The organism is Pseudomonas sp. NPDC087697, assembly GCF_044743155.1.
GTDB lineage: Bacteria > Pseudomonadota > Gammaproteobacteria > Pseudomonadales > Pseudomonadaceae > Aquipseudomonas.
Map to the genome: position 1 here is coordinate 18,433 of NZ_JBIUVW010000006.1, position 22,371 is coordinate 40,803.

Sequence of the window (22,371 nt, forward strand, 5' to 3'; positions counted from 1 at the left end):
TATTGACCGAGTGCCGATCTGGTTTGACTACAGAAACTCATCGATGAGTACGAATCAAAAAGCCCACAAAACCCAGCACTGGACAGGGCTTCGGGATGAGCGTGGATCGCTTGTAAAGTATTCACTCAAAGGATGAACACGATGAACCGCACCAGCCATATCTGCCTGATGGCGACCTATAACGAGTGGATGAATGCAAAGGTTTATGAGGCGGCCAGAAGCCTATCCGATGAAGAGCTCTCAGCGGATAGGAAAGCATTCTTTGGTTCCATTCTCGGGACTCTGAACCACCTAGCTGCCGGAGATACAATCTGGCTAAAGCGATTCGCCAAGCATCCAGCCAACCACTCGGCACTGGAGTCGCTGCGGCAGCTTCCTGATCCGAAAAGCCTCAATCAATTGTTGTTCTCTAATATCCGAGAGCTCTCGGTGCATCGAGAGTGGCTTGATCAGATAATCATCGAATGGGCCCGCTCCATTACAGAATCCGATCTAGACCACACCCTCAATTACACAAGCATGAAGGGTGTACCAGCTGACAGGAGCTTTTATGGCCTGGTCATGCATTTCTTCAACCATCAGACCCATCACCGCGGACAAGTTACGACTTTGCTCTCTCAGGTCGGTGTCGACATAGGCGATACGGATCTGGTCGTTCTCATTCCATCCGAATCCCACACATAGCAAAAAAGCCCAGACTAGACTGGGCTTTTTCATTCGGTTGACCTTAGCTTTTCGGAGGTGCTTTGAGGCTATCCAATCGACCGCTCTCCAGCAAAGCCTTGTACTTCAACGCATCTGCTTCACTGTGATAAACACCTACAAGAACATCTCCTTGAAATACATCCCACATTCTGACTCCCGCGCTACTTGACTCATGAGACATGTGATGCTCATCGCGTTCTTTGATAGTAATGACCATTTGCACATCCTCTGGTTTGAGGCAGGTAAGGTATTTTTTACTCCAGTAATCCCCAAGATTCCATATCTGAAAGCCTTTACATCCCTTCCCTCGTTCCGCCTGTACGAATCCCCAGTAACGCCCTAACCCCGTCGGATAGTAGCCGCGGCTCCTCACACAACCAAGGAGCGGTCATGTCAATCAGAAGCCTCGCGAAAAAATCTCCCAAAAGATCCCGACAACTCCGGCGCCGTCCTCGGCTGGGGTGTCATTCAGAATGCCCCTTGGAAATTCGTCGACATCTAATTATCCAAGGATGCCGCCAAGGCAGCAGAGAAGCGAATCGAGTTCGACGAGAAGGAATTGCGGCACCGGGGTCAGGCTCGGCACCCGGCAGAAGCTTGACGAGCTGATGGCCTGGAACGACAGAGGACATGAGTGAGGTGGTGCAGAACCTGATCCTGAACGCCCATGCGCTCGGACCGACCCTGTCATACCAAGCAATCTAAAGCCCGCGCCACAAAGTTCAGATAAGTGAAAACGTGGCGCGGATGTTTCGGAATGAAAGTTTGGCCGAACTCAAGCGCGACCCGGTCGCATCAGGTCACGGAGGGCGGCGTCAGGCCAACTTGATCAATGCTCCAGAGACATCATCTCTGGCTTGCCGCAGCTCGCACGCATCCTGATTCAGCCGATGGACGACACCCAGTAGCCGCTGGCGCAGCAATTCGTCACCAAGCTGATCAATGGCCCGCATGACATCAACTGCTGCGGCCTCGTTATTGGCTGCAGTGAAGTCCAGTGTTTTACGCAGGTTTCGTGCTGATCGGTTCACTTCAGTAGCCCTCATGAATCAGGCCTGTACCCTACAACAGCAATGTTTCTTTTTAATTTCAGTTGTTTAGCTTCGGATGAGTGGCGCCAGACTGGAGATAACCTATGGAACTGCCGCGAATCGTCTGCCAGTTCAACTGCGGCGCTGCCTCGGCGGTGGCGACCAAACTCGCCCAGTTCCGCGACATCCGACCAAAGGCGGCCAGCGAAATCGTGAACCCGACAAAATGATCGAGGTTGCGGAACGCCCTTGAATAATTGCGGAACACTTCACTTTTCTGAAGGCATAAAAAAACCCGTAGATCATTGATCTACGGGCTTTTAAGAGTGGAGGCCGAGGTCGGAATCGAACCGGCGTAGGTGGATTTGCAATCCACTGCATAACCATTTTGCTACTCGGCCTCAAACGTCCGATGCTTAAAAACAACACCAAACGCATACAAACTGGAGATGGAATCTAGATTGTTATCTATTTCCAACCCTTTGATATCTAAAGGGTTTTTCTCGTTCCTGAATCAGGAATGGACGCAATTCTGGACGTGTTCGCCAGGCATGTCAAGGACAGGAAGAAAAAAATTCTATAGCACGCTACCGAGTGCATTCCACAACCTACAGACGACGTTCCGGAGCAATGCGTCCATGAGCATCGCTACTGGATATTTCACCATTCGTACCTACGCTAATCTGCGAGGGATCCAGGTTTCTGGCGTGCGGTTGAGTGAGGCACAAAATCGGCACGGATAACGCCGGCCTCACCAATACCAGCACTGCCACTCGGCGGGCTTGAGCCAAGTGCAAGGCAACCTGAATAAAACGTCTCAACCCATGGAGTAAAAATATGAGCCTACCCAGGAAATTGCTTGTCGGCGTTGCCTTGACCAGCCTGCTGCTCGGCGGTTGCACCTCAAAAATCACCGAGAAGGAACAATATTCAGGGTTTCTTTCCAACTACAACAACCTGCAAGAAGTCACCACACCCAGCGGCGAGAAAGCCATGCGTTGGGTAACCCCGTCCTGGAACCCAAACGCTTATAACACAGTGGCCTTCAAGCAGCTGGAACTGTATCCGTCACCCAAGCCCAATGAGCGGGTCAACCGTCAGACGCTGGATCAGTTGCAAACCTACATGACGGACAATGCCAAGAGCGTACTGAGCCAGAAGTACCGTGTGGTACCGAACCTTCAGTCGGCCCCCGCCGGTTCGCGAGTGCTGATCGTACGCGCCGCGATTACCGGGGTCACGGCCTCAAACGAAGGCATGAAATGGTATGAAGTGGTTCCGATCGCGGCCGCGGTAGGCGCGACTCAGGCGGCCACCGGCCACCGCGACCAGGACACCGAGTTGTACATCGAAGCCGAGATGATCGATGCGAGCAACGGCCAAACCGTGGCCAAAGTCGTGCGCAAGGTCTTGGGTCAGCAGTTGAAAAATGCAAGCCAGCAGGTTACCGCCAACGACTTCAAAGTGGCGCTCAAGAAGCTGACCAGCGACCTGCAGGCATTTCTCAAATAACAACAGGGTGCAGCGCCGACTCAGCCAGCAAGGCTGAGTCGGTGGTCACTACAGATACCAGCGGTATTCGCGCGCACTGATCTCCTGCAAAAAGGCCAGATGGTCCTGGCGCTTGTTTTCGCAGTACACATCAACAAACTCTGCCCCCAAACCCTCACGCAGCTGTGGCTGATGCTGCATGGCGCGCACGGCCTCGAGCATTTCCAGCGGAAAGTCGATTCCACTGCTGCGGTCGTCATTGAGCGCTGCGATCGGCTCGCGGCGGGCTTCCAGGCCCTGCTCCAACCCCACCAGTATCGCCGCCAGAACCAGATACGGGTTGGCATCAGCACCGGCCAGGCGATGCTCGATCCGCAGATTTTTCGAATCCGAATCGGGAATCCGCACGCACGCATCGCGATCCTCAAAACCCCAGCTGGCACGTGTCGCCGCGTTCACCGTACCGCCCAAACGGCGCAGCGCGTTCTGGTTCGGCGAAAAGATCGGCATGCAATGCGGCAACAGCTCCAGGCAACCGGCCACCGCATGCCGCAGCGCCTGCTGTTGGTTGGCCGCCAGCAGGTTTTTCCCCTCAGCGTCATAGAGACTGACATGCACATGCATGCCGCTGCCCGGATGCTGCAAGTAAGGCTTGGCCATGAAGCTGGCGCGATAACCATGCTTGAACGCGACGCCACGGGTGCTACGGCAAAACAGCGCCGCCCAGTCCGCGGCACGCAGGCCGTCATCGAGGTGACCAAAGTTGATCTCGAACTGACCCGGCCCAAGTTCGGCAGTGATCACTGTGGTATCGATACCTTGCGCTCGCGCCGCTTCGACCATTTCATCGAGCACAGGAGAAAAGCGAGACAGCCGCTCGATGTGCATGTTCGGCTGATCATCGGCATCGTCCGACAGCAGATCGCGAGGGAACTGTGGCTGACCCTCACGCAGCTGTTTATCGAAAAGATAGAACTCCAGTTCGAACGCCACCACCGGATGAATGCCTTTACCACGCAACCGCTCCAGCACCTGTGCGAGAACTTCACGGGGTTCGAAGACGATCGGCTTTTCAGTACCGTCCGAGGTAATCAGCATCTGCCCCAGTGGCTTTGATTCCCAGCTCACCGGTTTGAGCGTACCCGGCACCAGGCGCCGCAGAGCATCCGGGTCACCGTCGTTAAAACAGTAGTCGCCGATTTTAAATAACCCACCCTGCACACCCAGTAGCACGCAGTTCTGCGGCAGCTTCAGTGCACTGCCAGCAGCTACCTTTTCGAGCATCTCAATCGGATAGCGCTTGCCGTAGAAATGCCCAGGAATGTCCAGGGCAATCAGGTCGACATAGCGCACCTCGGGGTAGCGTTGGCGAAAAGCACGAACCTCAGCCAGCAGATCGGAGCAGGCAGCATCCATCGTTGTTGTTCCTTTTATTGTTATCAGGTGTAAACCCACAGCACGCGCGTGAGCTGGTCAGTGAGGTTGCCGTAGCGACAGTGTGTGTGACTGTCGAGCTGAAAACTGTCACCGGCCTGCAAGGTGACCGGCTCGTGGTCATCGCCCAACCACAGCGTCAACGCGCCTTCCAGGACGTAGCCGCCCTGCTCCGAGCTGTCGCTCAATTGCCGCTCGCCACTGCTGGCCCCGGCCTCCAGTTGGCTTTCGAGCATCGAGAACGATGCCCTCATTTTCGGCGAGACCAGAATGTCGGTAATCCCGTTGGCGTAATACAACGTACGACGCTCATCCGGCCGGGTCACCCAAGGCAACACCTTGGGTTTTGGCAAACTGTAGAAATAGGTGGTCGGCACCCCGAGGGCTTCGCTGATCGCTGTCAGGTCCGCCACGGTCGGCCGAGACAAGCCCCGCTCGACTTGCGAAAGAAAGCCCACAGAACGGTCGATTTTGTCGGCCAGTTCCTTGAGGGTGTATTTCTTGTGCTTGCGCAGATCGTGAATAAGGATCGCCAGCGCGGCGATTTCTTCTTGCTTGTTCATGCCAGGAATTCCGGTAGATGACTCATCAAATGCTGTCGCGCAGTCGGTACCAGGCCTTGCCGATGGCCTCCAATGGCGCTGCCAGGTATTTACCGCCGGGAAAGCTGCCATTACTCAAACCCTGGTACAAGGCCAGCTCATCCGCCTGACCAAGAATCGCATCGGACACGGCGCGGGCACCGGCCAGAGTCGGGAGCACACCATGCCCGGAATAGCCCTGTAGCCAGTAGAGGTCGCCACGCCGACCAATGTCGGGAGTGCGTTTGAGGGTAAGGTCGATATGCCCGCCCCAGGCGAACTCCAACTCGACACCTTTGAGCTGCGGGAAGACCCGCTCCAGATAAGGCCGTGTCGCGGCGGCGATGTCTTTCGGCATCCCTCCCAGATAAGTGCAGCCACCACCGAACAGCAGGCGGTTATCCGGTGTGCGACGAAAATAATCGAGGACGAACTGGTTATCGGTGACGCAAACATTGCTCGGTAGCAGTGCCGTGGCCTGCTCTGCGGTCAGCGGTGCTGTGGCCACCTGATAAGTGCCCACCGGTAACACGCAACTGGCAAGCGCAGGGTCTAGTTGATCGAGATAGGCGTTGCACGCCAGCACTAGGATATTCGCCCGAATGCTCCCGCGCTCAGTGGTTACCACGTACTGATCGCCTTCTTCGCGATAGCTCAGCGCTTTGCTCTGCTCGTAGATGCAGCCGCCAGCGCGTTCGATGGCTGCGGCCAGACCCAGCGCCAGTTTCAGCGGATTCAGATGCCCGCCTTCGGGGTCATAGAGCCCCGCCTGATAGCGCTCACTGGCGACCCACTGTGGCAATTCTTCCCGCGTGATGAACTGCAAGCCATCGTGACCCCACTTGTGGCTGGCCTCGCGCTGCCACTCTGTCAGGAGGCTGACTCGACGCGGCATGACCGACGTCCACAGATGTCCAGCTCGATAATCGCAGTCGAAACCATGGCGCGCGGGCAACTCGCGCAGCTCCTGCGCTGCCCAGCGCATGCCGTCCCACAAGCGCCGCGCGCGTTCATAACCCAGCGCAGCCTCCAGCGGCGGCATATCACACGACCAGCCGAGAATCGCCTGCCCACCATTGCGCCCCGAGGCGGCCCAGGCCACGCGACTGGCTTCCAGCAATGTCACACGCTTGCCCGCCAAGGCCAGGCGCAAGGCGGTATGCAGACCACTGAAGCCGGCACCGATGATCAGCACATCGGTGCTTTTTTCACCGTTCAGAGCGGCTCGATCCAACAGGCGATCGGCGCAACTGTGAGCGTAATAGCTGGCGACATGCTGGGAGGACTGCTGAAACATTCGGGCACCCATGAAATTATGTTTTTATAATTTCATGAAAAACTACAGAATAAATTTCACGAACGCAACACCCTGCCCACCCCTCACAGACCGGATGCCCTGTAGCAGCTGGCGAAGCCTGCGTTCGGCTGCGAAGCAGTCGTAAAATCATGCAACGCGGTCTTCCAGATCGACCGTGGAGGCAGGATTTACGACTGCTTCGCAGCCGAACGCAGCCTCGCAGGCTCGACAGCTGCTACGGATTGTGTGCTGGCTTAACTGGCGGGCAGTTGCTTTCTTCCAGTGTTTTATTCCCGCGCCAGCTGTTCAAACAATGCCGAGTACTCTGGAAACAGCTCGCCAAGCGTGCGCCGACTGCCCAATTCCATATCTACAAAATCAAACCCTGGCGAAACAGCTTCACTGATCAAGCCGTAAGCAGCCGGTCCATCCATGAGCTGCGATGCCTTCCAGACACCACCAGGCACGTGCAGTTGCAAGCACTGCCCGGCGGTGACGTCGCTGCCCATCACCACGGTTTTCAATGTGCCGTCCGGGTAGATGAGGAAGTACTGAATCGCATCGCCCACATGGTAGTAGTGAACGATGTCGGATTTGTTCAAATGAAAGTGGCCGACGGGAGACGTGCGGGTCAGCAGGTAATAGATCGAGGTCATCGCATAGCGCCGACCACCCACGGTCTCGACCATGGCCTGGCAATCGGACTGAAAGGTTCTGCGGTAAAAACCACCTTCAACATGAGGCTCCAGGTCGAGTGCGGCGACGATGTCTTGAGCGCTGGGAGTGTGTTTGCCGGGGCTGTTATCAGTCATGCGAAAGGCCATCAGTCAGGTTGAATCATGAAGTTTGCATAGCGTGCAGCTGATCGCAAGCGATCCAGGAAGTGTTGATGAAGAGCTTCGATGGTCACCCCCTTTCGCTGCTTTACTGTAGGGGTAGAGCCTGTCAAACGGGGCCTATGTTTCACTGCGTCTCCCCGTCACTGCCGACCCCAACGGAAAATAGCGCCCCGGAGAGTTGTCATGTCCCTGCACAACGTCGCCCGCTTTGCCGACCTTCGCGAAGACCGTGGTACTCGCATAGAAATCGGCTCACTGAAAATCGTGCTGCTGCGGGCCGGTGAACGGGTCTACGCCTATCAGGGCGAATGTCCGCATGCGCAGGCCCCGCTGGACGAAGGTGTTGTCTGCAACGGTCGGCTGATTTGTCCTTGGCACAAGGCGATGTTCACGGTCGAGGACGGCCAATTGTGCGAACCGCCAGCCCTGAGTGGATTGACCCGCTATCCGGTCAAAGTGGTCGATGGCGAGGTGCAGGTGGACGACCAGCCCTTTGCGCCCATCGAAGCAGCTCGGCTCCCTGACTCACGCCGCTTCGTGATTGTCGGTGCAGGCGCTGCGGGAACAGCGGCAACAGCCGCCCTGCGCGAACACGGTTTTACCGGCCGTCTGGTATTGATCGATCGCGAAACGAATCCTGGCTATGACCGCACGGTACTGAGCAAATACGTCCTCGCCGGAGAAATGTCTCCTGAAGAAACTCCACCGCTGCTGGATGAAAGCTTTTACAACGAACAGCAAATCGAGCGTGTTCAAGGTGAGGTCATCCGCCTCGATGTGGCCGCCAAAAGGGTTTCCCTGGCTGACGGGCGCACCTTCGACTACGACGCCGCGCTCCTGGCCAGTGGCGGTGAACCCAGGCCGCTTTCGGTAAACGGTGCGCATCTGCACAACATCCTGGCGCTGCGTTCGCGAGCGGACGCCGAGCGCATTCTCCAAATCGCAAAACCCGGCACCCGTGTGGTCATCATCGGTGCCAGCTTCATCGGCCTGGAATCGGCATCAGCCTTGCGCCGCCATGGCCTGGAAGTCAGCGTGGTCGCGCACCATGAAACGCCGTTCAGCACACTGTTCGGTGAGCGCATCGGTATGGCGATATTGTCCCTGCATGAAGACAACGGCGTGGTCTTTCACACCGGCACCCAGCCGAAAGCATTCGAGGGCCAAGACAACGTCGAGGCCGTTTTGCTCGAAAACGGTCAAAGACTTCCCGCCGATCTGGTGTTGATCGGCATCGGCGTCAGCCCGGTCACCGATCTGCTCGAAGGTGTTGAGCTGGACGACGATGGCGGGTTGCCGGTAAACGAAGACATGCGCGCTGCGCCAGGTCTGTGGGCCGCCGGCGACATCGCGTCCTTTGCATTGCAAGGTATCCCCACACGTATCGAACACTGGCGTCTGGCCCAGCAGCAAGCGCGGATCGCCGCGCAGAACATGTTGGGCGGTGAAACACACTATGCGGATGTGCCGTTCTTCTGGACGTATCATTTCGACAAAACCTTCGAGATGCTCGGTCATGCCGACCGATGGGACCGGATCGTTTTCGAAGGTAATCCCGAGCAGTACGCGTTTATTGCGTTGCTGTGCAAGGGGGAACAGGTCGAGGCGGTGGTCGCCTGCGAGTACTCGCGGCAAATGGCGTTACTGGCCGAGCGAATGAAACTGCCGTTGCTGCGCGAGGAAGCCTTGCAGACCATTCGACGAATCGCCGCGCAAGAAGACTGAACATCCACAAAAGGCGACGTACTTATTGGAACTATCGTCCTTAATTGCCGGCAAAAAAATAAAAACCGTACACATTCATTATTAATGGCGATAAGAACTCGTACTTCTTATGAGAAAAGAACCGAGCACACTATCCCTCATCGCCAATCCTAATATCAAACAGCCAAACCCCTAACGTGTCGCTATTAATAAAATAATATTAAAAATTTATCAGCCGTACTAGCGCATTGCCCATTGCATATTTATCAACGCCTGCTTAACTGCAAAAGCTGCTGATGACAGCAGTATCCGCAAACACCACGGAAGGAGTCGTTATGAGCAATTCAACTGGCCATAGCATGCCCCCCTATGGGGTGGCCATCCAAGGCGCGATCAAGGCAGGTAACCTGCCGCAAATGAAGACGCTGCTGAAACAACGCGATGCATCCAAGCCAGAACCCAAAGAGCTAAGTACTGCTTACGAGCAGTTGGCAAAGGAAGTCGCTCGCCTGGAAAAGCACTAACGCTTTTTCCACTCTATCTATTGCAATGGAGGCAATTATGTCTGGTTCTAATCAACAGCCTGTCGGCTTGTTCCCACTCTGCTATCGAATTGGCACTTCGGCACCCGGCGCACAAAACCTGGCACTCAATCTCCTGGTTTTTACACCTGAGCAGACGGTAAATGGAACTGCCGCAATCACTCAGGCAACCAACCCACCGCTGGATGTGCATTCCGATGTCTGGGGTGAGTACACCTACCTGACGGTCATGAAACCCGGCGTCAGCAAAATCCTGATCACCGTTCAAGGCAACCAGGGTGGCCCGGGCTCTAACTCCATCGTGAATTTCAAGCTGCATCTGGTGGTCGGTAGCGACTGGAAAGAAGGCGTCGCCAACTACGAGTATTTCAATGGTCAGCGCTGGGTCAAGGTCAATGCACCCGCCCATCTCGTCGAGTCGGTGCCCTCCTACGCCCATTCAGAGCCGTTGGAGCCCGGCCCGGTGATTCCGGCGTATTCGCCGATCATGCCGCTGTACGCCGCACCGATTCAGAGTGCCATTGCCAGCGGCAACCTGGCCCATATGAAAAGTCTGGCAAGCCTTGCCAAACAGCAACTGGACCAGCAACCACAGCTGCAGAGTGTGCTTGAAGCGGCCAAGGGTGAAATCAGCAGGCTGGAACGCCGCTGACCGGCCACTGAACGTGCCTGGCTTGTCCTGAATACAACTAAGGGAGTTGCACCATGTCAATTGGACTTTTTCACACCCGCCTCAACGTTACCAACTCGCTATTGGGCGCACCGGTTTTAACCCTCGATCTGCTGGTGGATACCGTCAACAAGAAAGTCAGCGGTGTGGCCAGCATTTTTCAAAGCACCTACCCACCCCTCAACTTCCGTGCCCGGGTATGGGGTAATTACTCCGAGGCCAAGCTGATCTCCGAGGCGGAGAACCACATCATCCTAACCCTGGAAGGAAGCCCGAGTGGCCCTAACAGCCAGATCGCCCAGACCTTCGATCTGCGGGGTATTTTAGGCGCCGATTGGGCCAGCGGTTTTGCCGACTACAAGTACTTCGATCAGGACCACTGGACTACAGTGAGACACGCAGCCGTCAGCCAAGCCCCGGCGTTGCGCCAAGAGCGCTCGGAGCAGGCGCACTATCCTCACTTGCCGCTCTACGCTGTCGCGGTACAGCAAGCGCAAACCAGCGGTGATCTGGCGCAATTAAAGGCCGTGGTGAGCCAGGGTGAACAACAACTGGCCAGCAGCGGTGCCTTGCGCAGCGCACTGGAGCAGTTGCACGCAGAAATCGCCCGTCTGGAAGCACGCTAACCGGCAATGCCCGGGCTTGGCCAAACCACCATTGACCGAGCCCAGGATCTTTCACACCCAGAGGTAAATCCGCTCGCGCCGTTTACGCTAAGGAAGGCGCGAACACTTCGATGGATTCGTGCCGCGTACGTGTCTGTGCGCAAGGATTTCCCATGTCAGACAATCGCCCTGCCCGCTACCTCAGTGAAACCGACCTCAAACGCTACGTGCCGGTCCATGTGGTCTGGGAAATCACCCTGGCCTGCGATCTCAAATGCCTGCATTGCGGCTCACGCGCAGGCCATCGACGCCCCGATGAACTGAACACCCGGGAATGCCTGGATGTCATCGATTCCCTGGCGGCACTCGGCACCCGCGAGATCACCTTGATCGGCGGTGAAGCCTATTTGCGCAAGGACTGGACTCAATTGATCCAGGCCATCCACGATCACGGCATGTATTGCGCCATCCAAACCGGTGGACGCAACCTGACACCGGCGAAAATGCAGGCAGCGGTGGATGCCGGGCTCAATGGCGTCGGTGTTTCGCTGGATGGACTGGCCCCGCTGCATGACGCCGTGCGCAATGTTCCGGGCTCGTTCGACAAGGCTGTGGACACCCTGCGACGCGCCAAACAATCCGGGCTTGCGGTCAGCGTCAACACCCAAATCGGCGCGGCCACCCTGCCCGATTTGCCCGAACTGATGGACTTGATCATCGAACTTGGCGCCACCCACTGGCAGATCCAGCTGACGGTCGCCATGGGCAATGCCGTCGATCACCCAGAGCTGCTGTTGCAGCCCTACCAACTGCTTGAGGTGATGCCTTTGCTCGCGCGTCTCTACCGCGAAGGTGTCGATCGCGGCCTGCTGATGAATGTGGGCAACAATATTGGTTACTACGGGCCTTATGAACACATGTGGCGTGGCTTCGGTGACGAGCGCGTGCACTGGAGCGGCTGCGCCGCCGGGCAAACCGTGCTGGCACTCGAGGCCGATGGCACCGTCAAAGGCTGCCCGTCATTGGCAACGGTAGGCTTTTCGGGCGGCAACGTGCGCAAAATGAGCCTGCACGATATCTGGCATTACAGCGAAGGCATGCACTTTGGTCGCCTGCGCGGCGTCGACGATCTCTGGGGCTACTGCCGAAGCTGCTACTACAACGATGTCTGCCGCGGCGGCTGCACCTGGACCTCGCACTCCTTGCTCGGCAAACCCGGCAACAACCCCTACTGTCACTACCGCGCTCTGGACCTTCAGAAAAAAGGTCTACGGGAGCGAATTGTCAAACTTGAGGACGCCGCACAGACTTCCTTCGCCGTCGGACGTTTTGACCTGATTACCGAACGCATCGATACCGGCGAGAAGGTCAACAGCGTCAGCGACAGCGGCCAGGTGATCAAACTGGCCTGGGCCAACCAGGGCCAGAAATCGCCTGATGAAGGACGTATTCCGCCTCAACTGGCCCTGTGTCGTGGCTGCTTGCAGTACATCCATGCACACGAAGTGACCTGTCCACACTGCGCCGCCGATGTCGCCACCGCAGAAGCCGAACACCAGGTAAACCGCGCCCGGCAACAAACCATCATCAATACACTGACCGGCTTGCTGGGGTTACCGCAAAACAACTTGATGTAGTGGCGATCTCGATGGCTGGCCTATACGGGAACACGTGCAAATAAAAACGCCACTCAATGAGTGGCGTTTTTAGTGATGTACATATCAGGTATCGAGGCGCTTGCCCTGGAACCTTGCCCGGTAACGACCCGGACTCTCACCGGTCCACTTCTTGAACGCCCGATGGAACGCGCTGGGCTCCTGAAACCCGATCTGTTCGGCAATCACCGTGATGCTTGCCTGGGTCTGGCGCAGCTGTTCAAAGGCAACACCGCGGCGCACTTCGTCCTTGATCTCCTGGAATGAACAGCCTTCACGCTCCAGTTTTCGGCGAACGGTGCTGGGGCTCAGATGCTGTTCGATCGCAAAAGCCTCCAGGGTCGGCCATTGGCTGTAATGGCTGTTGCGCAAACGCTGAAGAACCTGCGAAGCCAGGCCATGCTGGTTTCGAAAACGAATCACCAGCCATTGCGGCGCAGTGCGTAAAAATGCCTTGAGTGAAACCAGATCCTGAACCACCGGCAGTTGCAGGTAACGGCTGTCGAATTCGATCTCGGTGCGCTCGGCGCCAAAGGTCAGATTGGCGCCCCAGAGCATTGAATCATCACTGAGCGACAAACGCTCATGACGAAAGTCTGCACGATCGATGGGAATACGCCGCCCGCCCAACCAACACAGCAGACTGATCATCAACACCAGAAACGTCTCTTCACCGAAATGCGCGACGTCGCTGTTTTTCGCCCGAGTCTGCAAGCCGATGACCGCTCGCTTGCCACGTACTGTCAACGTGCCGCGAAAGTCACGCAGGAACAGCGCGAAATTGGCCAGGCACTGGCGCATGGCTTTTTCCAGGGTCGGCTCTTGAATCAATGCCCGACAGATCAGGGCAAAACTGCCCGGCGGCATGCCATGAGAATCCAACTGGAAGAATTCGTCGTTCAACTCTCGAATCTGCACCAGCCACAACGCGGCAAAAGCGCTGGCCGGCACCCGTGCAGTAGGCTGATCCATCAGTTGCGGATCGATTCCCACCTGCTCAAGTACCGACCGCAGGCGCTGCGGGTTCTCACGCAGGGCATGGATCATTGGATACATGAAGTAGACCGCCACCGAATCCGTTTCCCGCATGTGATCGTCTCTCTCCTCATCATCTGAAAGTGGCAAAAAACGCCATCACCCTTGAACAGTTCTGGCATAGGCCATCGGCGCTGCTGATTCTAGACTCGTGCCCAACAAAAAAGACCTATTTCAGGGAATCAACATGAACCATTCCGATATTTTTGTTGTGAGCGCGGTCCGTTCTGCCATTGGCAGCTTTGGCGGTTCACTCAAAGATGTGCCGCCTATCCAGTTGGCAACCGACGTTTGCCGCGCAGCGATTGAACGATCAGGCCTGGCGCCCGAACACATCGGTCACGCGGTGATGGGGCATGTGATCCCGACTGAAGCTCGCGACGCCTACATTTCCCGCGCCGTGGCGATCAATGCCGGGCTGACCAAAGAGACGCCCGCCTTCAACGTCAACCGCCTCTGCGGCTCGGGTTTGCAGGCGATTGTCAGTGCCGCGCAAAGTTTGATGCTGGGAGATGCCGGGGCCGCGCTGGCGGGTGGCGTCGAATCCATGAGCCGTGGCGCGTACTTGTTGCCGCAGGCGCGCTGGGGCGCACGAATGGGCGACATACAAGCCATCGACTACATGCTCGGTGTGCTGCAAGACCCGTTTGCCGGTTTCCACATGGGTATCACCGCGGAAAACATCGCCGAACACTATGGCATTACCCGTCAGACCCAGGATGAGTTGGCGCTTCTCAGCCAACAGCGCGCCGCGCGGGCGATTGCCGAAGAGCGTTTTGCCGGGCAGATCGTGCCGATCGAAGTGGCGACCCGTAAAGGTACGGTTGCGTTTGCCACTGATGAGCATGTGCGAGCGGAGGTTAACGCCGAACAATTGAGCCGTATGAAACCTGCGTTCAAAAAAGACGGCAGCGTCACCGCCGGTAATGCGTCTGGCCTGAATGATGGTGCCGGAGCCCTGATCATGGCCACCGGGAAAGTCGTGCAGGAGCAAGGCCTCAAGCCTATGGCCCGACTGGTGGGTTATGCCCACGCGGGCGTTGAACCATCAATGATGGGACTGGGACCGATTCCCGCCACCCGACTGGTGCTCAAGCGTGCGGGCCTGACCGTTGCCGACCTTGATGTCATCGAGTCCAACGAAGCCTTTGCCGCCCAGGCCTGTGCGGTAGCGCAAGAGCTGGGCTTCGATCCAGAGAAGGTCAACCCTAACGGTTCGGGTATCTCGCTGGGCCATCCGGTAGGCGCCACCGGCGCGATTATCGCCACCAAAGCCATTCACGAACTGCACCGCTGCCAGGGCCGTTATGCCCTGGCGACCATGTGCATTGGCGGCGGCCAAGGCATCGCCGTGTTGTTCGAGCGGGTTTGAGTACAAGGACATGAAGATGAATCTACAGAACATTGGCGTCATCGGCGCAGGCACCATGGGCAACGGCATTGCGCAAATCTGCGCACTGGCCGGCTTCAACGTGACCTTGTTGGACATCTCCGAAAGCGCCTTGCAAAAGGCGCTGGCGACCGTCGGCAAGAACCTCGACCGGCAAGTTGCCAAGGACTCGCTGACCGAGGAGCAAAAGCACGCGGCATTGGACAAGATCCGCACCAGCACCGACTACAGCACCCTGCACGACGTGCAACTGGTGATCGAGGCCGCCACCGAAAACCTCGAACTGAAGCTGCGGGTGTTGCAACAGATAGCCGCCCAGGTCAGCGCCGACTGCGTTATTGCTTCCAATACCTCATCGCTGTCGATCACCGAGCTCGCCGCCAGCGTAAGTTCGCCCGCGCGTTTCATCGGCCTGCACTTCTTCAACCCGGTGCCGGTGATGGGCTTGATCGAAGTGATTCGCGGCCTGCAAACCAGCGACGCGACCCATGCCCTGGCCCTGGAGTTGGCGCAACGCCTGGGCAAGACCGCGATCACCGCCGGCAACCGTCCGGGCTTTGTGGTGAACCGGATTCTGGTGCCGATGATCAATGAAGCGATCCTGGTGTTTCAGGAAGGCCTGGCCAGCGCCGAAGACATCGATGCGGGCATGCGTCTGGGCTGCAACCAGCCGATAGGTCCGCTGGCGCTGGCCGACCTGATTGGCCTGGATACGTTACTGGCGATCATTGAAGCCTTTTACGACGGCTTCAACGACAGCAAGTACCGCCCTGCTCCGCTGCTCAAGGAAATGGTCGCGGCCGGTTATCTGGGGCGCAAGACCGGACGTGGCTTCCATGCCTATGACTGAGCGTTGCTCACGCTTCGCCGAGAGCCGGGACAAGGCCCTGGAGCTGTTCGCCAGCAAGGGTTTTGGCCAGGTCGGTATGCGTGAGCTGGCAGCCTGCCTGGGGCTTGCCCCAGGCTCGCTGTATCACCACTACCCGAGCAAGCAACACTTGCTGCTCGACCTGATCGAGGAGTTTTACGAGGAATTGCTGGCAACCCTCGGACGTATCGAACGACAACCGCGAGACCTGCGCGCCAGCCTACAAAACGTCATCCACGCACACCTGAACCTGCATCGGGAAATGCCCTGGCATTTTCGTCTGGTGGAACGCGACAGCGGTTGCCTGAACGAGGATCAGCAAGCACGTGTGCGGCAGTTACAGGAGCGCTACGAACGGCAGTTGCTGATGTTCCTCTGCCCCACACCCCGATTCAGCGAGCAAGGGTTACTGGCTGCCGGGCACGCCATTGCCAGCATGCTCAACAGCGCACCCAGCTGGCTGACGCTACACCCGCTGGATGATCGGGAACGGGACGGATTACTGGAGAACCTGCTGACCGGAGCCATTGAGCGTTTGCTGACCCATGCCTCCTGTGATCTGCCAGAGACTCAGACCAAGGTTGCCTGAACAGAGCGCTCTGCGGCTCGCGGATGGCAACCGACCACCCGCGAGCCAGTAGCATCAAGCCAGCAGCTTGAGCTCGTCTTTACCGTACTTGAGCGATTTCTCGTCCGGAATCATCAGACCAGTGTGCTCGTTGCGCCCCTGCAGGATGAAACGCGCGTCCGACTTGCCCAACTGGGTAGCGGCCTGCTGGCTGTCGGCGCCGATCTCGCCCTTCTTCATGCGGTTGACGATCAGCCCCACCGCCGTATCGTTGAAGTCGCGCAGCATCCAGGCATCGCCATCGCTGTCGCCAGCCACCAGCACCGGACCATAGCCCTTCTGTTTAACCAGCACATTCTTGATGCCGACGGTCTTGCCCGGCCCGTAATTGAAGTGCCAATCCGGCTGATAGCGAGTGGTGTACTTGCCGTCTTCCATCGCCATGCGCAGGCCGATCACGTTCTCGGGCGGCACGCCGTATCCGTAATGAGGATTGCCGGCGAACACCCGCACCACATCGTCGATCGAGGCGGTGCTGACATAGACGTCGATGCCATTGGCGCGCAGCGTGTGCATCAGGCCACGGATTTCCTCATGGATGCGGATACCATGAAAATGCGTGTCCGCCACCACCCCTGCCTTGCCCGGCAACGTGCGTGAACTCTCGTACTTGACCTTGCGCAGCGCATCACCGATCGCGTAGTTGTTGGACGCTTCAGCCATCGCCTGCAATTCGGCCGTGGTCATGTTCTTGTAGAAGTACAAAATCCACTTGTAGCCGATCTCCACCGGGTAACTGTCGCAGATCGCGTCGTACATGAAGTAAAGCTTGGCGAGAAAATCCTTGTACTGCTCGCTGGCCTGGATCTCTTCCAGGCTCTTGTCGCCAGCAAGTCCCTTGTAATTGGCGTGCAGCCAACGGTAGTCAGCTTCCACGTCGCTGGCGATGTCTTCCATGGTGACCGGCTTGCCGTCCACCGTGGTGTAGTCCTTCATGAACGCACCGTTCGGCACGTCCTGGCGCACCACGGCGGCGAACTCATCGGGCGTCAGCTTGTACTGCAGATGATTGATCTGGTAGACCAGCAGCGCTTCTTCACAGTCGTTCATGATGCAGGTGTTGTCCCAGTCGAACACCGCATATGGGCGCTGCTCAGGACGATAGGACGCACTTTTGCTGCCGTGCTGGTCGATCACCGCCTGCAGGCGCTGAGTGTTGAGCGGCGACCAGCGCGCCGGATCCAGCGCGCTCGGCGTGGCCGGGGGCGTGGCGGCTTGCGTTATACGAGAGGACAACAACAGTGGGCTTACGACGGAAACGGTAGCGAGGGTGTTCAGAAACTGGCGACGCTGCATGGTATAGCTCCTACTTCTAGACGATAGGTTACAACCGAGGCGATGGCGAAAGCGTGTTTCGAAATATGGACGAGGGGGAAAAACCGTCCCGCGACGAGGCTATCTTCAAATACACAAAAATACAATATTGCCACAATATTACATTTTGATGATTCGCAGACTGCGCCTGAGCAATGCTTATGGGGCCGCACCAAACTTGACAGTGACCGACGCCCCTCCACAATGCGTGCTCGGACAGCGACTCAAACAGCAGGACACCCGGCATGTGGCAAGAAGAGCGTTACCAGCGGATTCGCGCACTGTTATCGACCTTGCAGCGCGTTACCACCGACCGCATCGTCACGGAGCTGAATGTTTCACGCGAGACCGTGCGGCGCGACCTGGTAGCTCTGGAAGACCTGGGGGAGTTGAAGCGGATACACGGCGGTGCCATCTGCGTCGAGGACGAGGCGCCCATCGCCGAGCGGGCGCGCATCAACATCAAATTCAAGCGTGACCTCGCGCGTGCAGCGGTCAGCCTGCTGTCGCACGGACAGACTGTGTTTATCGACGCGGGCACCACCACCGTCATCCTCGCCGAAGAGCTGGCCAAGCTGGGCGGGCTGACCGTGATCACCAACTCGTTTAACGTGGCGCTGCAATTGCGCAATCCCGCCGTGCCGGGCGGCCAGCATAACGAGGTGATCGTACTGGGCGGTTCGCTCGACGACCGTGCTCCGGCAACGGTTGGCGGCACCACGGTGGCGGAAATTGGCCGCTATCGGGCCGACCTCGCGCTGTTATCGCCCGTCGGCATCGACGCCCAGCGCGGTGCCAGCAACTACGACCACCGTGAAGCCGAAGTGGCGCGCGCCATGGCTGAGCATGCCGAGCGCGTGGTCATCCTCGCCGATTACAGCAAGATCGGTTTAGAGAGCCGCGTAGCTTTCTGCCCGCCAGAACGCATCGACGTACTCATCACCAACCACAAGGCCAGTACCGAAGCGGCATTCGCCGCACTGAACGCCAGGCTTAAACACATTGTCCTGGCGTAGCGGGCAATACCACTCAGCACCTGCCGACGAAAACACCCTGCACGTGAAATACCGCCCTGGCATAGAAGGTCATTTCTGATCCGCAGGTTTGCCGACAAAGCCCCGAGTCCCCGTTTGCCAGCAGCATGGAAACACCACTCACCAGGGTGAAAATCCTGAATTCGGCTCCCTTTTAACGCTGACGGCGTGATGTCAGCGCAAAGAGCCGCCAGTCGCTCTGACTGGATCAATTATGTCCCCCCGCGTAGCAACGCCAAGCCAAGCATCAGCATCCAGCCCTTTTTACACCTACCGAATATCAGAACTCTATGGCGGGCGGACACAACCATATCGTAGTATACCCCCCCACAGTATATTTTGATCTCAAGGTGCAATCATGGGCCACACCATCAAGGACAAGAAAAAGCTATTGAATCGTGTCAGTCGTATTCGTGGGCAGCTCGAAGCGATTGAACGTGCGCTGCACGAGGAGCGTGATTGCATTGAGGTACTCCAGCAAATCACCAGTTGCCGGGGCGCCATGAATGGTCTCTTGACTGTGGTGTTGGAGGACCATATCCGCACGCATTTGATTGATGCGGATTTTGCTGACGGCAAGGAGCCGACTGATGCCAAAGAGCAACTGATCGAAATCGTCCGCAGCTATTTCAAGTGAACTCAATATGAATAACCTGTATGAAGCACCGTTTAATGTCGGTCATGACCACGTCTTTCTAGGCGTGGGCCATGAAAAAAATGAGCGCAAGACATGGGCTGTGATTGCACTGTGCACGGCCATGATGTTGGCCGAGATCATCGGTGGGAACCTGTACGGTTCGCTGGCACTGGTCGCAGACGGCCTGCATATGTCCACACACGCCGGCGCCATGTTGATCGCTGCGCTGGCCTACACCTATGCGCGCAAACACGCCAATGATCGGCGGTTCGTATTTGGCACCGGCAAGCTTGGTGATCTGGCGGGCTTCACCAGCGCCATCATTCTCGCAATGATCGCCTTACTGATTGGCTACGAAGCCGTTTCCCGCTTCCTGTCCCCAGTCCCCATCCATTTCAGCGAAGCGATTCCAATCGCCATCGTGGGCTTGGCCGTAAATATCGCCAGTGCCTGGCTGCTGAGCGGTGCAGATCATGGGCATGACCACGGGCATAGCCATGGACACAGTCATGGGCATGCCGAAGGCGATGAACATGATGACCATCATGAAGAGATGCAGCGTATTGTCACTTCTGAAGGGGTGTTCGAGCTGTCGATCTTCGAAGAGGGTGTTCCGCCTGTGTTTCGCTTTAGCACCGAAAGCTCAGGCCCGAAGCTTTCGGCAAGCGATGTCAGCGTTACGACAATACGGCAGGACGGCTCGCGGCAAGTGTTCAACTTTATGCAGAAAGCCGGCTTTCTGGAATCCACCAGCGAAATTCCGGAGCCGCACGGTTTCAAGGTAGCCGTTGCCCTGCCGTCTGGTGAACAGATTGTCGAATTCACGGAGCATGCTCACGACGACCATGGCGTGGATAGCAGCGATCACAATATGCGAGCGGCTTACATTCATGTGATTGCGGACGCGGCCGTGTCAGTGATGGCCATCATCGGCCTGCTGTTGGCCCAGGCATTTGGCTGGCTGTGGATGGACCCGCTGGCCGGTATCGTTGGGGCGTTTGTGATCGCCAACTGGTCCTACGGCTTGATACGCCAGACTGGTGCAATCCTGGTGGATGCCAGTGCAGACACTCGGATTGAAGGCAAGATCAGGAAGGTCATCGACGAGGCCGGTGACAAGCTGGCGGATTTGCATGTTTGGCGGCTCGGCCCTGGGCATCTCGGCGCGGTGGTTTCGGTCGTCACACGCGAGTCGAATCGTACCTCGCAGTTTTACCATCAGCATCTCGCCCAATTCAAAGGGTTGTCCCATCTCACGGTGGAAGTGCACCCAGAAGCAGAGGTCTGAGCAATGGCTCTCAAATCGCCTTGCACCGAAGTCTGTAAATTCGATGGCAAGACCACGCTTTGCGTAGGCTGCTTGCGCACCCTGGAGGAAATTCGCGGCTGGAAAAAAATGACGGATCATCGCCGTCATCAGGTAATCAACGAGCGCTCAAAGCGGTTAGCAAAATTGCAACGAGAAGTGACCTCCCGATAGTCTGGATGCAGCTTTATGCGGCAATCCAAACGCACATTTACCGCGAGCGTCGATCCAGGCAATAGCGTTAGCTTTCAGTTGCTGCTGGTCGACAATCGCGGTAAATGAGGGGGCGAACAAAGACTTGATGCCAGGCACACAAACAGTCGTTTCATACCTTGAGCCTTCTGGCTATTGGCAGGCGACTTTTCTGAAGTGTCCGTCAATCATCAGGTGCTGATGGTCCCCAGGCAGGAGCACCTGCGATCCACAACCGTAGCGACCGGGCGTCTTAATATTTCTTCATCATGCCATTGCTCATATCGTCCTTTTTTTCCAAGCCCTCGTTCTTCATGGCGCCACCTTTATCCATGCTGTCTTTTTTCATGGAGTCACTTTTACCCATGGCGCCACTCTTCGTCTGGTCGCCCTTGGTCTTGTAGTGGTGCTTGGTCTTCATGGTATCGCTTTTCATTTCGTCCTTTTTCATCGTGCCCTTTTCCATCTGATCCTTGGACATATCATTCATATTCGTTTCAGCCGCAAACACTGGGGCGGCCACCACCAGGACAACGGCGGCAATCGCCGTAGCAATCAGCTTCTTCATGTCACTACTCCTGTGTAGTTCGTGTTAACGACAGCGGCAATGCGCCGCCTTTCAGAACAGCCTGTTGCTCAACTGCCACTGAACCAGTTGTAACCCTGATCCTCCCAATAACCACCGGGGTAATCGTTGGTCACAAAGATCTCTACAACATGTTTGGGATTCTTGAAGCCCAGCTTTGTGGGCATACGCAGCCGCAGGGGGTAACCGTACTCCGGCGGCAATACCTGTTCGTCATAACTCAGGGTCAACAGCGTTTGCGCATGCAAGGCCGTGGGCATGTCGATGCTGGTGTAATAGTCATCAGCGCATTTGAGTCCGACATATTTGGCACTGGTGTCGGCTCCCACACGTTGCAGAAAAGTCGAAAAGGTCACCCCACCCCATTTGCCGATGGCGCTCCAGCCCTCCACGCAAATCAACCGCGTGACCTGACTGGTGTGCGGCAACTGGTTCAATTCGGCAAGGGTCCAGCTGTGTTTATCCTGGACCAGACCGCCAACCGTGAGTTTGAAATCGTCACCGTCGATGTCCGGAATGCCGTTGCGGTCGTAATAGGCGTTGAAGGGAAACGGGCGTGTCATCATCGACTCGGGGTAAGTCGGTGCCAGTCTGCTCGGATCGAACAGCGCCGCCTGAACCTTGTCATTGAAGCGCGAGACCATTTTCAACATGGACTCCACGGAGTCGCTGTCATCCAGGCGACAGCCTGTCAGCAAGACAATCCCACCCAGCGTCCAGGCATGGCGAAGAAATTGTCTGCGCGCAGGTAGATCAAGTTCCTGCGCGACCGATTTGATGATGGCGGGGTCATCCAGCCCGTCTTTTCCAGATTGTCTGATCATGGT

General features: G+C 57.1%; 25 protein-coding genes and 1 tRNA gene. 15 read left to right on the forward strand and 11 right to left on the reverse strand.

Annotated features, from left to right (window positions below):
• Positions 1 to 141 precede the first annotated feature (141 nt).
• Positions 142 to 684 (forward strand): DinB family protein, encoded by a 543-nt coding sequence (locus ACIPIN_RS06475; protein WP_401116783.1) that lies wholly within the window; start codon positions 142 to 144, stop codon positions 682 to 684.
• A gap of 43 nt (positions 685 to 727) precedes the next feature.
• On the opposite strand, the gene ACIPIN_RS06480 is transcribed toward ACIPIN_RS06475, so the two are convergent.
• Positions 728 to 922: a hypothetical protein gene (locus tag ACIPIN_RS06480; RefSeq protein WP_401116785.1), complete on the reverse strand. Its 195-nt coding sequence runs from the start codon at positions 920 to 922 to the stop codon at positions 728 to 730.
• Between the two features lie 598 nt (positions 923 to 1,520).
• On the reverse strand, positions 1,521 to 1,736 hold the full coding sequence (locus ACIPIN_RS06485; RefSeq protein WP_401117069.1) for a hypothetical protein: 216 nt from the start codon (positions 1,734 to 1,736) through the stop codon (positions 1,521 to 1,523).
• Between the two features lie 104 nt (positions 1,737 to 1,840).
• Here ACIPIN_RS06485 and ACIPIN_RS06490 point away from each other — a divergent pair, with 104 nt between their 5' ends.
• Positions 1,841 to 1,966, forward strand: a complete 126-nt coding sequence (locus tag ACIPIN_RS06490) for a hypothetical protein (RefSeq protein WP_401116787.1) — start codon at positions 1,841 to 1,843, stop codon at positions 1,964 to 1,966.
• Between the two features lie 97 nt (positions 1,967 to 2,063).
• Here the strand turns inward: ACIPIN_RS06490 and ACIPIN_RS06495 are convergent.
• Positions 2,064 to 2,137: transfer RNA gene (locus ACIPIN_RS06495), tRNA-Cys, on the reverse strand.
• Positions 2,138 to 2,573: 436 nt separating this feature from the next.
• Here ACIPIN_RS06495 and ACIPIN_RS06500 point away from each other — a divergent pair.
• Positions 2,574 to 3,248: a DUF3313 domain-containing protein gene (locus tag ACIPIN_RS06500; protein WP_401116788.1), complete on the forward strand. Its 675-nt coding sequence runs from the start codon at positions 2,574 to 2,576 to the stop codon at positions 3,246 to 3,248.
• A gap of 48 nt (positions 3,249 to 3,296) precedes the next feature.
• On the opposite strand, the gene ACIPIN_RS06505 is transcribed toward ACIPIN_RS06500, so the two are convergent.
• From ACIPIN_RS06505 to ACIPIN_RS06520, 4 genes are all read right to left on the reverse strand, one after another.
• Entirely contained in the window at positions 3,297 to 4,643 is a 1,347-nt protein-coding gene (locus ACIPIN_RS06505) for a glutamine synthetase family protein (RefSeq protein ID WP_401116790.1), read from the reverse strand.
• A 23-nt stretch (positions 4,644 to 4,666) separates the two neighbouring features.
• Positions 4,667 to 5,224 carry a helix-turn-helix domain-containing protein gene (locus ACIPIN_RS06510; protein ID WP_401116792.1) on the reverse strand — a complete coding sequence of 186 codons (558 nt, stop codon included), beginning with the start codon at positions 5,222 to 5,224 and terminating at the stop codon, positions 4,667 to 4,669.
• Positions 5,225 to 5,249: 25 nt separating this feature from the next.
• Positions 5,250 to 6,539, reverse strand: coding sequence for an NAD(P)/FAD-dependent oxidoreductase (locus tag ACIPIN_RS06515; RefSeq protein ID WP_401116794.1), 1,290 nt, complete (start codon positions 6,537 to 6,539; stop codon positions 5,250 to 5,252).
• Between the two features lie 287 nt (positions 6,540 to 6,826).
• Positions 6,827 to 7,351, reverse strand: a complete 525-nt coding sequence (locus ACIPIN_RS06520) for a cupin domain-containing protein (RefSeq protein WP_401116796.1) — start codon at positions 7,349 to 7,351, stop codon at positions 6,827 to 6,829.
• A gap of 210 nt (positions 7,352 to 7,561) precedes the next feature.
• Here ACIPIN_RS06520 and ACIPIN_RS06525 point away from each other — a divergent pair, with 210 nt between their 5' ends.
• The 5 genes from ACIPIN_RS06525 to ACIPIN_RS06545 all read left to right on the forward strand — a co-directional run bounded on the left by ACIPIN_RS06525 (position 7,562) and on the right by ACIPIN_RS06545 (position 12,536).
• Positions 7,562 to 9,103, forward strand: a complete 1,542-nt coding sequence (locus tag ACIPIN_RS06525; protein WP_401116798.1) for an FAD-dependent oxidoreductase — start codon at positions 7,562 to 7,564, stop codon at positions 9,101 to 9,103.
• Between the two features lie 314 nt (positions 9,104 to 9,417).
• Entirely contained in the window at positions 9,418 to 9,606 is a 189-nt protein-coding gene (locus ACIPIN_RS06530; RefSeq protein ID WP_262116177.1) for a DUF1843 domain-containing protein, read from the forward strand.
• Between the two features lie 37 nt (positions 9,607 to 9,643).
• Complete coding sequence (locus ACIPIN_RS06535) at positions 9,644 to 10,276, forward strand: DUF1842 domain-containing protein (RefSeq protein WP_401116800.1); 633 nt, start codon at positions 9,644 to 9,646, stop codon at positions 10,274 to 10,276.
• 53 nt (positions 10,277 to 10,329) lie between these two features.
• Positions 10,330 to 10,920, forward strand: coding sequence for a DUF1842 domain-containing protein (locus ACIPIN_RS06540; protein ID WP_401116802.1), 591 nt, complete (start codon positions 10,330 to 10,332; stop codon positions 10,918 to 10,920).
• Between the two features lie 152 nt (positions 10,921 to 11,072).
• Positions 11,073 to 12,536: a GDL motif peptide-associated radical SAM/SPASM maturase gene (locus ACIPIN_RS06545; RefSeq protein ID WP_401116804.1), complete on the forward strand. Its 1,464-nt coding sequence runs from the start codon at positions 11,073 to 11,075 to the stop codon at positions 12,534 to 12,536.
• Positions 12,537 to 12,620: 84 nt separating this feature from the next.
• On the opposite strand, the gene ACIPIN_RS06550 is transcribed toward ACIPIN_RS06545, so the two are convergent.
• The gene (locus ACIPIN_RS06550) at positions 12,621 to 13,643 is read right to left on the reverse strand and encodes an AraC family transcriptional regulator (RefSeq protein WP_401116806.1); all 1,023 of its coding nucleotides are present in this window, start codon (positions 13,641 to 13,643) and stop codon (positions 12,621 to 12,623) included.
• 133 nt (positions 13,644 to 13,776) lie between these two features.
• On the opposite strand from ACIPIN_RS06550, the gene ACIPIN_RS06555 reads away from it, so the two are divergent.
• The 3 genes from ACIPIN_RS06555 to ACIPIN_RS06565 are packed head-to-tail and all read left to right on the forward strand — an operon-like array spanning position 13,777 to position 16,436.
• Positions 13,777 to 14,961 (forward strand): acetyl-CoA C-acyltransferase family protein, encoded by a 1,185-nt coding sequence (locus ACIPIN_RS06555; RefSeq protein WP_401116808.1) that lies wholly within the window; start codon positions 13,777 to 13,779, stop codon positions 14,959 to 14,961.
• Positions 14,962 to 14,977: 16 nt separating this feature from the next.
• Positions 14,978 to 15,829 carry a 3-hydroxybutyryl-CoA dehydrogenase gene (locus ACIPIN_RS06560; protein ID WP_401116809.1) on the forward strand — a complete coding sequence of 284 codons (852 nt, stop codon included), beginning with the start codon at positions 14,978 to 14,980 and terminating at the stop codon, positions 15,827 to 15,829.
• Positions 15,816 to 16,436, forward strand: a complete 621-nt coding sequence (locus tag ACIPIN_RS06565) for a TetR/AcrR family transcriptional regulator (RefSeq protein WP_401116811.1) — start codon at positions 15,816 to 15,818, stop codon at positions 16,434 to 16,436. The genes ACIPIN_RS06560 and ACIPIN_RS06565 overlap by 14 nt, the downstream gene beginning before the upstream one ends.
• 54 nt (positions 16,437 to 16,490) lie before the next feature.
• On the opposite strand, the gene ACIPIN_RS06570 is transcribed toward ACIPIN_RS06565, so the two are convergent.
• Positions 16,491 to 17,771, reverse strand: coding sequence for a haloacid dehalogenase-like hydrolase (locus ACIPIN_RS06570; protein ID WP_401116813.1), 1,281 nt, complete (start codon positions 17,769 to 17,771; stop codon positions 16,491 to 16,493).
• A gap of 263 nt (positions 17,772 to 18,034) precedes the next feature.
• On the opposite strand from ACIPIN_RS06570, the gene ACIPIN_RS06575 reads away from it, so the two are divergent.
• From ACIPIN_RS06575 to ACIPIN_RS06590, 4 genes are all read left to right on the forward strand, one after another.
• A complete protein-coding gene (locus ACIPIN_RS06575) occupies positions 18,035 to 18,805 on the forward strand; it encodes a DeoR/GlpR family DNA-binding transcription regulator (protein ID WP_401116815.1) in 771 nt (256 codons plus the stop codon).
• 376 nt (positions 18,806 to 19,181) lie between these two features.
• Positions 19,182 to 19,460, forward strand: coding sequence for a metal/formaldehyde-sensitive transcriptional repressor (locus tag ACIPIN_RS06580; RefSeq protein ID WP_401116817.1), 279 nt, complete (start codon positions 19,182 to 19,184; stop codon positions 19,458 to 19,460).
• 7 nt (positions 19,461 to 19,467) lie between these two features.
• Positions 19,468 to 20,748 carry a CDF family Co(II)/Ni(II) efflux transporter DmeF gene (dmeF, locus tag ACIPIN_RS06585; RefSeq protein ID WP_401116819.1) on the forward strand — a complete coding sequence of 427 codons (1,281 nt, stop codon included), beginning with the start codon at positions 19,468 to 19,470 and terminating at the stop codon, positions 20,746 to 20,748.
• A 3-nt stretch (positions 20,749 to 20,751) separates the two neighbouring features.
• A complete protein-coding gene (locus ACIPIN_RS06590; RefSeq protein WP_401116821.1) occupies positions 20,752 to 20,940 on the forward strand; it encodes a DUF1289 domain-containing protein in 189 nt (62 codons plus the stop codon).
• 271 nt (positions 20,941 to 21,211) lie between these two features.
• On the opposite strand, the gene ACIPIN_RS06595 is transcribed toward ACIPIN_RS06590, so the two are convergent.
• A complete protein-coding gene (locus ACIPIN_RS06595; protein ID WP_401116823.1) occupies positions 21,212 to 21,526 on the reverse strand; it encodes a hypothetical protein in 315 nt (104 codons plus the stop codon).
• Between the two features lie 68 nt (positions 21,527 to 21,594).
• Positions 21,595 to 22,368, reverse strand: coding sequence for a molybdopterin-dependent oxidoreductase (locus ACIPIN_RS06600; RefSeq protein ID WP_401116825.1), 774 nt, complete (start codon positions 22,366 to 22,368; stop codon positions 21,595 to 21,597).
• Between the last annotated feature and the right edge of the window lie 3 nt (positions 22,369 to 22,371).